This is a genomic window from Ruegeria sp. N10, assembly GCF_056531545.1.
The window spans coordinates 58,604-69,407 of sequence record NZ_JBQFLY010000017.1 but is presented as its reverse complement, the minus strand read 5'-3'; the positions used below and the strand labels follow the sequence as shown (position 1 = coordinate 69,407).

Genomic DNA, 10,804 nt, shown 5'->3' with positions numbered 1-10,804 from the left:
ATGCAGAAAAACGGCCCCTTCAAAAACCTCTTCGACCAACAGTTCAACAAACACAAACAAAAAGTCGCACAGTAATAGGGGGAGCTGAAAACAGAGCGCAATGCTCTTTTCAGGCCAATAACTTCCTGATTGCCACGTGCCGTTGAACAGAGGGCTTCCGCGCTTCACACAATATGCGCATGTTTGAAGCGCATATCGTGTGATGATAAAATGGCGCAGTTCAGAGGGTAGTCAAATGAATGCTCCATCTCGCAAACCGACAAATCTATCACTGGATGGCGATATGCTGTCCGAGGCGCGGGATCTGAAGATCAACCTATCCCGCGCAGCCGAAGACGGCATTCGGGCCGCAGTCGCCAGCGCAAAAGCTGAACGCTGGAAAGCCGAAAACAAGGCCGCACTTGAGAGTTCCAACGCGTATGTCGAGCATAATGGCTTACCGCTGGATGCCTACAGACAGTTCTGATGCCAAAATACGACGTGTTCCCCGACCCGTCAGGTGACGGGTATCTTCTGGACATCCAGAGCGATCTGCTGAGCGGGTTGAACACACGCGTCGTCGTGCCCCTGCTTCCCGAAGCGACGGCGCCGATCCCAGCCACCCGGCTCAATCCCGTCTTTGATATCCAGGGCAAACCGTTTGTAATGGCGACCCAATTCATGGCTGCCGTTCCGGTGGGCATTCTAAAATCGCCAGTCGAAAACCTTGATGATCACTTTGCGCAGATCACCGCCGGCATCGACATGCTGATGCAGGGATTCTGACAAGCTTCTGGCCCTTGGAGAACCAAGAGCCAGGAACAAGTATGACAATGAAAATCAGTCGTACAGCACTGCCGCGATCTTCGGATCGTCGATGTTGGATGCGTCGTAGTAGTAGAACCCGGTATCAATCAGGGCAGGAACTTCTTCGCCCTTCATCGCAGCTACAGCAGCCTTGACGGTTTCATACCCGATGCCCACGGGATTCTGAGTGATTGCACCCGCCATCAACCCGCTTTTGATCGCATCTTTCTGGGCCTTACCGCTGTCATACCCGATGATGACCAGCCCCTCGGTCCCCAGTTCTTGCACCCCGTTCACCACACCGATGGCCGAGCCCTCGTTGGTGCCGAAGATGCCATTCAGATCGGGGTTCGCCGTCAGGATTGCTTTGGTCACCTCGGTCGATTTCAGGTGGTCACCCTGACCGTATTGAACCGTGACAACTTCGATGTCCGGGTATTTTTCAGCAATACGATTGACGAAGCCGTCACGCCGATCAATGCCTGTGCGGCTGGTCTGGTCATGCGCAACAACGGCCACTTTGCCTTTGCCGCCAATCATCTCGGCCATCTTGTCCGCAGCCAGCGCAGCCGCGGCCTGATTGTCTGTGGTTGCTGTAGAAACCGGAATGTCGCTGTCAACGCCACTGTCAAAGGCGATGATCGGAATGCCTTTTTCATCAGCTTGCTTCAACAGTGGAATGGCGGCCTGGCTGTCCAGAGCGGCAAAACCGATGGCCTTGGGGTTATTGGCCAAGGCCGCCGCCAGCATGTCGATCTGACGATCCACCATGGTTTCGTTGTCCGGGCCTTCAAAGGTGATCGTGACACCGTATTCCTCGGCGGCTTGTTCCGCACCCGACTTTACCGCCTGCCAGAACTGGTGCTGAAACCCTTTGGACACCAGCGGAATATATATGTCTTCCGCTGATGACATTGATGCAGGTATCGAAAGGCTGGCCGCACTCAGGGCCCCCAAAATGAAACGACGTGTTAGCATGTCTTCTCCTCCAGTTGGTCTTCGTTTCTAATTTTTGTGAATGTTCAACCTGTCTTCCTGCGCCGCGCCATATCGGCGTAAACGGCCAGAATGATGATCGCGCCGGTGACAACGGTCTGCCATTCCTGCGCGACGGACAGCACCCGCAAACCATTGGTCAGAACTGCCATGATCAGGGCACCGATCAGGGTGCCAAGGATCGTACCGCGCCCACCGGACAGGGACGTGCCCCCGATCACGACGGCAGCAATAGCTTCCAGCTCGTAGCCAAGCCCCAGCGCGGGCTGCGCCGAATTCAGACGCGACGCGATCAGGATTCCACCGATACCGCAGATCGCACCTGCCAAAGCGTAAATGCGCATCTTCCAAAGATCGGTATTCACCCCCGAAAGGCGCACCGCTTCTTCGTTCGATCCCAGCGCAAAGGTGTATCTGCCCAGAACCGTGCGCCCCAGAATGTACGAAGCTGCAATGGCAACAAGGAAAAGGATCAGCACGCCATTTGGGATCGGCAAAGCAGGGAAAACCTCTCCGATCAGCGACCCGCGCGAAATCTGGTCAAAACCCGGCGTGTCGTTGAAGTAGATGGGCCGCGTGCCCGAGATCACCAGCGACAACCCTTTTAGGATCAGCATCATACCTAGCGTGGCAATGAAGGGCGGGATTTTCATCTTGGCGACAAAGGTGCCCGAACACAGCCCGCAGAACGCACCCGCCGCAATCGCTGCCACAACCCCCAGCAACAGCGGCATTCCGAGATAGGTCAGCGCGACACCGGCAATGACGGCGCAGAACGTCATCAGAGTTCCCACGGACAGATCGATCCCGCCAGTTATGATGACCAGTGTTGCAGCAACCGCCAGCACCCCATTGACCGATGTCGCCTGCAAAATGGCGATCATGTTTGAGGTTTGCATGAAATTCGGCGACGCGATTGAAAACCCGATCAGCAAGGCAATCAAGCTGGCGAAGGCCAGCAGCTTTTGATAGGCGCCACTTTCGGAGAGACCCGCCAGCGGGCTTTTCTTTTCGATATCCGTTGCTGAGGTCATTACGCTGTTCCTGTTACCTGCATCGCTGCCACCCGCTGGGTCGCCAGATGCATGATATCTTCCTGAGTGGTGTCTTTGCCGCCCGGCAGAATGCCGGTCAGCCGGCCTTCACACATCACAGCGATGCGATGGCTTAGGCGCATGATCTCGGGCAGTTCCGACGAAATCACGATGATCGTCTTGCCCTGCCCGGCAAGTTCTTCCAGCAGCTTGTAGATTTCAGATTTTGCGCCCACGTCGATGCCACGCGTGGGTTCATCGAAAATCAGGATATCGCAATTCCGCAGCAGCCATTTGGCAATGACAACTTTCTGCTGATTGCCCCCGGACAGAAGACGCACCTCCTGCGTGTCCGAAGGCGTGCGAATACCCAGCTGCATTATGTAACTCTTGGCCGTCGTGCTGATTTCACTGTCGTTCAGAACACCGACACGTCCGGTGAACATATCCATCGACGCCAAGGCAACATTGTCACGAACGCTCATCCCAGTGGCGAGGCCGAAATGCTTGCGATCCTCGGAAAGATAGCCAATGCCCGCCTTGACGGCATCGGATGGCGTGCGGATCGAGACCACCTGCCCATGCACCCGGATTTCTCCGCTATCCTTGGGATCTGCCCCGAAGATTGCCCGCGCAACTTCGGTACGTCCGGCCCCCATCAGCCCGGCAAAGCCCAGGATTTCACCCTTCAGAACCGAGAAGCTGACATCGTGGATTTCGTGACCCCGACACAGCCCGGTCACTTCCAGCGAAACTTCGGCATCGCTCAGATCGGGGGGAACCAGCGGCTCTTCCTTGACTTCGCGACCCACCATCATCGCGATAATCTGGCTGATCGGCGTTGCTGCCGCGTCAACTGTGCCAACGTATTCTCCGTCGCGCATCACCGTGACCCGGTCAGCGATCTGCTTCAGCTCATCCATTTTGTGGCTGATATAGACAATGCCCACGCCTTCGGCCTTCAGACGGCGGATGATGACGAACAGCTCGGCAATTTCAGCATCGTTCAGGGCCGCGGTCGGTTCATCCATGATCAGAACCCTGGACCGGAAAGACAGGGCCTTGGCGATCTCGACCATCTGTTGTTTGGCGATGGTCAGACTGCCGACCTGCGCCCTGGGGTCGAGGTTTAGGTTCATGGACGCAAAAATCTCGGCTGTCTGTGCATTCAACTCGGCATCGTTCAGTCGGCCAAACCGTTTGCGAGGTTCGCGGCCAATAAAAATATTCTGTGCCACCGTCAGATCATTCATAAGGCTCAGTTCCTGATGGATGATACCGATACCCAAAGCCTGCGCCTCGCGTGGCGTGGTTGGGTTTGCATTACGCCCTTCGATTTGCAGTGTGCCGCCGTCGCGCTGATAGATCCCCGAGAGGATTTTCATCAGCGTGCTTTTGCCTGCACCGTTCTCGCCCATCAGCGCATGGACTTCACCGGGCACCAGATCGAACTGCACTGATTTCAGCGCATGGACTCCGGGAAAGTGTTTCTCGATCCCCGACATGTCGACCAGTTTTGTCATTTACCCTCCCAAACACCCCTCTCCCCAAGGGGTGGTGCGGCCTACATCACCGCGCCGATTTGCCAGGGGACAAATTCGACCCCGCCAAAGCCAAGTTCTTCGCTTTTTGTTTGTTCACCCGATGCAACGCGGATCAGCATTTCGAACAGCTCTTCGCCTTTTGCCTCGATGCTCACGCCGTCTGTGACGATGTCCCCACAGTTCAAATCCATGTCTTCCGACATCCGGGCATACATTTCGGAATTGGTTGCCAGCTTGATGCAGGGCGTTGGTTGATAACCCGAAACCGAGCCCCGCCCGGTGGTGAACACGATCAGGTTCGCGCCTGATGCCACCTGCCCCGTGACCGAGCATGGGTCGAAACCGGGGCTGTCCATGAAAACAAACCCGGTCCTGTCGATTTTCTCGCCAAACTTGTAAACACCGCGCAAGGGCGCGGTTCCGCCTTTGGCGACAGCGCCCAGCGATTTCTCAAGAATGGTCGTCAACCCGCCGCGCTTGTTGCCGGGGCTAGGGTTGTTGTTCATCTCACCACCGTTGCGGTGAGTATACCCCTCCCACCAGCGAATGCGTTCTATCAGCTTTTCCCCGACTTCAACGGTCTCGGCCCGCCGGGTCAAAAGGTGTTCTGCACCGTAGATTTCCGAGGTTTCGGACAAGATCGTCGTACCGCCATGCCGCACCAGCAAATCCGAGGCATAACCCAAAGCGGGATTGGCGGTGATCCCGGAATAGCCATCCGACCCGCCGCATTGCATTCCAACCGTTATCGCACTGATCGGCGCAGGTTCGCGTTCGGCCTTGTTCGCGAGTTCGGCAATCCCGCGCAGTTCGTTCAATCCACGTTCAATGGTACGGCGCGTACCGCCCTCACTCTGAATGGTCATGTAACGCAGCACGCCATCAGGACGGATCGGACGACCCCCAACCAGATCGGCTACCTGCATCACCTCGCACCCCAAACCGATCAGAAGGATACCGGCGAAATTCGGGTGCTGGGCATATCCAGCCAATGTCCGGAGCAGTGTGGCATAGCCTTCATCTTTTCCCGACATCCCGCATCCGGTGCCATGAACGATCGGGACGATACCGTCCACATTCGGGTACGCGTCCAACAAGCCCCGTTTCTCGGTGGCTTCGGCTATGAACCTCGCCACGGAGCCAGAGCAATTCACAGTTGTCAAAATGCCGATGTAGTTGCGCGTGCCGACCTTGCCATCGGCGCGGTGGAAGCCCTGGAAGATACGGGAGCCTGAAATCTCGGGCAGCGGCGTGTTCGCGCTTGCATATGCGTAGTCCTGCTGATGCGCCCCCATACCCAGATTATGGACATGAACATGCTCGCCCGCGGCGATATCCGCTTTGGCCTGACCTATGATCTGTCCGTAGCGGATCACATTCTCACCTGCCGCAATCGGGGCGGTGGCGATCTTGTGCCCGCGTGCGATTTCCGTGGGAAGCTGCACCGATAACCCATCCGGTTGCGCGCCGGCTTTCAGGTCGCGCAACGCGATGATCACGTTGTCATCCGGGTTCAGCCGGATTGTGTCACGGGCCGGGCCGCCCGGGGCTTTGATCTCTGAAACTGGGTGCATGGATTCCCCGCTTGTTCGCCACAGAGCTACGGGGATAAACCGCTCTTGTCAACTAACATGTTAGTATGATAGTTCAGATTTATGAACCACCCATACGACATTGACGCCACCCGCCTGCCCGACATTTCAACACTTGAGGGGTCGCTCGCGCAGCGGGTTTACCAATCCATCAAACAGGCGATTCTGGCACTGGATTTCCCTCCCGGTGCCAATCTGAGAAAGGCACCGATCTGCACGCGCCTGGGTGTATCCCGCGCGCCTGTCGCGGACGCCATCACCAGGCTTGCCGCAGAAGGGCTGGTGGATGTGGTGCCGCAATCGGGTACACGCGTGTCCTATTTTTCGATGGATGAGATCCGCGAAGGCGCCTTTCTGCGAGAGGCCCTGGAGCTGGCAACAGTGGCCAAGGTTGCGCGTGACCTGACCGATGATCAGCGCAAAAAGCTGAGCCGCAACGTGCGCCTGCAAGAGCTGTTGATCGAAGATGACGACATTGCCGGGTTCTATCACGCGGATGAAGAATTCCACGCCCTGTTGATGGCGTTCACCGGGATGCTTCGCTTGCCGGATGTGGCGCAGACGGTGTCGCTACAGGTCAGCCGCGCGCGTATGTTGCTGTTGCCGACACCCGGCCGCATCGCGGAAACACTGGCCGAACACCGGGCGATATTCGATGCCATCTGCGCCCATGATGAACGTGCAGCACAAGACGCCATGCGCCATCACCTTGGGCAACTGATGCCTCGGATCGAACGGCTGCAACAGGAAAGACCGCAGCTGTTCAACTTAACGCCCCAAACCACCCGAGAGGCAGGATGACCGTTTCGCAAACCGCTCTTCTGAACAACAGAACGTCCCGGCCCGTGCCGCTGACCCGCATGGGGTTTGGCGGCGCGCCATTGGGCAATCTTTATCGCAAGGTCTCGGATGCTGATGCGCAGGCTGCGTTGCAATCCGCTTTTGACGCAGGCATCCGGTTCTTCGACACCGCGCCGCAATACGGGTTGGGGCGGTCCGAGTATCGCTTTGGCGAAGCGATCAGGCGGTTTGGGCGTGAGAACATTCAGCTATCAACCAAAATCGGTCGTCTGCTGTTGGATTGCGAACCACATGAGGTGACACCCGAAGCGTTTGTAGACGTACCACAGAAACGCATTGTGTTCGACTATACCTATGACGGCGTCATGCGGTCATATGAGGCAAGCCGGGACCGGATAGGTGTTGCCAATGCGGACATTCTTCTGGTGCATGACGTCTGCGCTTTCAGTCAGGGCAGTCAGGAAATGTCAGACGCCAAAGTACGTGAGTTGTTCGATGGCGGCGGGTACAAGGCGCTGGTTGAACTGCGCGATGCAGGTGAGATCGCTGCGATTGGCGCGGGTGTGAACGAGTGGCAGGTTTGCGAGAAACTTCTGGGTTTTGGCGATTTCGACGGGTTTCTGCTGGCAGGTCGGTATACGCTTTTGGAGCAGGAAGCTTTGGACAGTTTTCTGCCACTTTGCGAGAAACGCGATGTGGGCATCATTCTGGGCGGGCCGTATAACTCAGGTATCCTCGCCACCGGACCGGTGCCTGGGGCCAAGTATAACTACTCCGATGCGCCTGAGGATATTCTTGAACGGGTGCGCAGGATCGAAACTGTCTGTGCGGCCCATGACACACCGTTGATCGCAGCCGCGCTGCAATTTGTTTTGGGACATCCCGCCGTGAAAACGGTTGTTCCGGGCGCTGTCAATGCGGCCGAGGTTCAAGCCAATGCCGCCCTGCTGGAGCGGACTATCCCCGCCCAGCTTTGGTCAGACCTGCGTACCGAAGGCCTGATCCGGCCAGATGCCCCCTTGCCCAAGGAACCTGTCAATGCTGCGTAACCTCGACCCGCTGCTGTCTCCTGAATTGCTGTACGCCTTGCGCGCCATGGGCCATGGCGATGACATCGTTATTGCGGACGCCAATTTCCCAGGCTCCAGCCTTGGGCCCGACTGCATCCGTGCGGATGGTTCAACAGCAAGCGACCTGCTTGGCGCCGTGTTGTCTGTCATGCCGCTGGATACATTCGTGCCCGACCCCGCGCTGACCATGCAGGTTGTCGGTGATCCCGAAGCCGTGCCCGAGGCCGTCGCAGATTTCCAAAAGATCATCGACGCGCAGGCTGATAACCCCGCGCAAATTCAGGGTCTGGACCGGTTCGCCTTCTACCAACGCGCGGCATCCGCATTTGCCATCATTCAGACCGGCGAGCGCAGGCTCTACGGCAACATCATTCTGAAGAAGGGCGTGATCGCATGAAGATCGACGCCCATCAGCATTTTTGGGCGCTGTCGCGTGGTGACTATGGGTGGCTGACACCCAACCTGGGCCAGATTTACCGGGACTTCGGGCCAGATGACCTTGCGCCATTGTTGCAAGCACAGGGCATCGACGGGACAATTCTGGTTCAGGCCGCGCCGACCGTCGCCGAGACGGAGTACCTGTTGTCACTGGCCGACAAGACACCCTTTATCAAGGGTGTGGTTGGCTGGGTCGATTTTGACGCCCCTGATGCGCGTGCACAAATCACCAGACTTGCCGCTCATCCCGCTTTGGTTGGATTGCGGCCGATGATTCAGGACATCGCTGATCCGAACTGGATGCTCGGCGCGGCACTGACGCCTGCCTTTGAGGCCATCCAGTCAAACGATCTGACTTTTGATGCCCTCACCCTACCCCGACACCTAGGCCCGTTACGTCAACTTTTGGCGCGGCACCCAAACATGCGTGTTGTGATTGACCATGGTTCGAAACCGCTGATCCGGGAGGGTGTACTTGACGGGTGGGCCGAAGACATGGCCGCCATCGCGCGAGACACCAACGCGTTCTGCAAATTGTCCGGTCTCGTCACCGAAGCCGCGCCTGACTGGACGGTTCGGGACCTGTACCCCTATGTAGATCACCTACTGAACACGTTCGGACCATCGCGGTTGATCTGGGGCAGCGACTGGCCGGTCTGCACACTGGCCAGCAGCTATGAACGCTGGATCGATGCAACCGATGAACTGCTAAGCGCACTTTCCTCCAATGACCGTGAAGCCATCCTCGGAGGGAATGCGGCCAAGGCTTATCACATCAGGATTTGATGGTGCTGCACCGGACCCCAAACACGCGACGCCCTGCTTTGCGCCCGCTGATCCTGCCCAGTGTTCTCCCTGAGGCGCGAACAGACGGGTAGTTATCCCCAACACACCACCCGGTTTCGGAAAAACCATGAGGACCAGAATGACATCGCATCAGCCTTCTGAACGACTAAAAGGCAAAACCGCATTCATCAGCGCCGCTGGACAGGGCATCGGACGTGCCACGGCCGAACTGTTCGCAGCCGAAGGCGCGCATGTCTTTGCCAGCGACATCAACGAAACCACATTGGCCGAGCTTTCCGAAATCGAAGGGATCTCTCCGATCCATCTCGACGTGACTGACGCGCATGCCGTGAAACGAGCCGTGGCTGCGTTGCCACCGCTGGATACCCTGTTCAATTGCGCGGGTTACGTGGCAAACGGGACCATTCTTGAGTGCGAAGAGGACGACTGGGATTTCAGTTTCGATCTTAATGTGAAGGCCATGTATCGCCTGATCCGCCTGACCCTGCCCGCGATGTTGAACAACGGCGGGGGGTCGATCATTAATATGTCCTCGGTCGCCTCGTCGATGAAGGGCGTTCCAAACCGGTTTGTATATTGCGCATCAAAGGCTGCCGTAATTGGCCTGACCAAGTCGATCGCCGCCGATTTTGTCACGCAGGGCATCCGGTGCAATGCAATCTGCCCCGGCACTGTCGACAGCCCCAGCCTGCACGAGCGTTTGCGGGCGACGGGCGACTACGAAAAGGCGATGACGGATTTCATCGCCCGCCAGCCAATGGGGCGCATTGGAACCGCGGACGAGATTGCCGATTTGGCGCTCTACCTTGCGAGCGACAGCAGTGCATTTACCACTGGTCAGCCCTTTGCCATTGATGGCGGATGGGCGATTTAAGCTGAAAGGGATCACAATATGAAACTACTGCGGTTTGGCGCCTTGGGTGCTGAAAAGCCCGGGCTGCTGCACGACGATGGCACAATTCGCGACCTGTCAGGCGTTATCGACGATATTTCGGGCGACGTTCTCAGCGACGAAGGGTTGGCGCGACTGCGCGCGCTGAATGCACAAGATTTGCCGATGGTTGAAGGCAACACCCGATTAGGGGCGTGTGTCGGCCATGTGGGCAAGTTCATTTGCATCGGCCTGAACTATGCCGACCACGCGGCAGAAAGCGGTATGGAATTGCCGCAGGAACCTGTGATCTTTTTCAAGGCGACATCGGCCATCATCGGGCCGAACGACACGGTGGAAATCCCGCGCGGGTCCGTCAAGACCGACTGGGAGGTCGAGTTGGGCGTGGTGATCGGCAAGGAAACAAAATACATCTCCGAGGCCGAAGCGATGGATCACGTCGCTGGCTATTGCGTGGTCAATGACCTGTCGGAACGTGATTTTCAGCTTCACCGCTCGGGGCAGTGGGTCAAGGGCAAGTCGGCAGATACATTCGGCCCCATCGGTCCGTGGCTGGTGACGCGGGACGAGGTTGCAGACCCACAGAACCTGCCGATGTATCTTGAGGTCAACGGCCACCGTTATCAGGACGGCTCGACCCGGACGATGCATTTCGGGGTGGCAACTGTGATCTCACACCTGTCGCAATTCATGTCTTTACAGCCGGGCGATGTGATCTCGACCGGAACTCCGCCGGGTGTGGGCATGGGGCAAAACCCGCAAGTCTATCTGAAACCCGGCGACACGATGGAACTGGGCATCGAAGGCCTGGGTGTTCAAAAACAGAATGTGATCGCGGGATAAT

General features: G+C 57.4%; 12 protein-coding genes. 8 read left to right on the top strand and 4 right to left on the bottom strand.

Annotated elements, in window-relative coordinates:
- Positions 1-235 precede the first annotated feature (235 nt).
- Positions 236-466, top strand: a complete 231-nt coding sequence (locus tag ACR0JI_RS18400; protein WP_480477571.1) for a type II toxin-antitoxin system CcdA family antitoxin — start codon at positions 236-238, stop codon at positions 464-466.
- Positions 466-765 carry a CcdB family protein gene (locus tag ACR0JI_RS18395; RefSeq protein WP_480495896.1) on the top strand — a complete coding sequence of 100 codons (300 nt, stop codon included), beginning with the start codon at positions 466-468 and terminating at the stop codon, positions 763-765. Before ACR0JI_RS18400 ends, ACR0JI_RS18395 begins: the two co-directional genes overlap by 1 nt.
- A 54-nt stretch (positions 766-819) precedes the next feature.
- On the opposite strand, the gene ACR0JI_RS18390 is transcribed toward ACR0JI_RS18395, so the two are convergent.
- From ACR0JI_RS18390 to ACR0JI_RS18375, 4 genes are read right to left on the bottom strand one after another with little or no spacing between them, the layout of a single operon-like run.
- Positions 820-1,764, bottom strand: a complete 945-nt coding sequence (locus ACR0JI_RS18390; RefSeq protein WP_480495894.1) for a substrate-binding domain-containing protein — start codon at positions 1,762-1,764, stop codon at positions 820-822.
- A 44-nt stretch (positions 1,765-1,808) separates the two neighbouring features.
- Positions 1,809-2,816 (bottom strand): ABC transporter permease, encoded by a 1,008-nt coding sequence (locus ACR0JI_RS18385; protein ID WP_480495892.1) that lies wholly within the window; start codon positions 2,814-2,816, stop codon positions 1,809-1,811.
- Positions 2,816-4,339 carry a sugar ABC transporter ATP-binding protein gene (locus ACR0JI_RS18380; protein ID WP_480495890.1) on the bottom strand — a complete coding sequence of 508 codons (1,524 nt, stop codon included), beginning with the start codon at positions 4,337-4,339 and terminating at the stop codon, positions 2,816-2,818. Before ACR0JI_RS18380 ends, ACR0JI_RS18385 begins: the two co-directional genes overlap by 1 nt.
- A gap of 41 nt (positions 4,340-4,380) precedes the next feature.
- Entirely contained in the window at positions 4,381-5,934 is a 1,554-nt protein-coding gene (locus tag ACR0JI_RS18375) for a UxaA family hydrolase (RefSeq protein ID WP_480495888.1), read from the bottom strand.
- Between the two features lie 81 nt (positions 5,935-6,015).
- On the opposite strand from ACR0JI_RS18375, the gene ACR0JI_RS18370 reads away from it, so the two are divergent.
- The 6 genes from ACR0JI_RS18370 to ACR0JI_RS18345 all read left to right on the top strand — a co-directional run bounded on the left by ACR0JI_RS18370 (position 6,016) and on the right by ACR0JI_RS18345 (position 10,803).
- On the top strand, positions 6,016-6,753 hold the full coding sequence (locus ACR0JI_RS18370) for a GntR family transcriptional regulator (RefSeq protein ID WP_480495886.1): 738 nt from the start codon (positions 6,016-6,018) through the stop codon (positions 6,751-6,753).
- Positions 6,750-7,802: an aldo/keto reductase gene (locus ACR0JI_RS18365; protein ID WP_480495884.1), complete on the top strand. Its 1,053-nt coding sequence runs from the start codon at positions 6,750-6,752 to the stop codon at positions 7,800-7,802. Before ACR0JI_RS18370 ends, ACR0JI_RS18365 begins: the two co-directional genes overlap by 4 nt.
- Positions 7,792-8,220 carry an RbsD/FucU family protein gene (locus tag ACR0JI_RS18360; RefSeq protein WP_480477587.1) on the top strand — a complete coding sequence of 143 codons (429 nt, stop codon included), beginning with the start codon at positions 7,792-7,794 and terminating at the stop codon, positions 8,218-8,220. The genes ACR0JI_RS18365 and ACR0JI_RS18360 overlap by 11 nt, the downstream gene beginning before the upstream one ends.
- Positions 8,217-9,047 (top strand): amidohydrolase family protein, encoded by an 831-nt coding sequence (locus ACR0JI_RS18355; protein WP_480495882.1) that lies wholly within the window; start codon positions 8,217-8,219, stop codon positions 9,045-9,047. The genes ACR0JI_RS18360 and ACR0JI_RS18355 overlap by 4 nt, the downstream gene beginning before the upstream one ends.
- Positions 9,048-9,186: 139 nt before the next feature.
- Positions 9,187-9,942 (top strand): SDR family oxidoreductase, encoded by a 756-nt coding sequence (locus ACR0JI_RS18350; RefSeq protein WP_480495881.1) that lies wholly within the window; start codon positions 9,187-9,189, stop codon positions 9,940-9,942.
- Between the two features lie 18 nt (positions 9,943-9,960).
- On the top strand, positions 9,961-10,803 hold the full coding sequence (locus ACR0JI_RS18345) for a fumarylacetoacetate hydrolase family protein (protein WP_480495879.1): 843 nt from the start codon (positions 9,961-9,963) through the stop codon (positions 10,801-10,803).
- Position 10,804 lies beyond the last annotated feature (1 nt).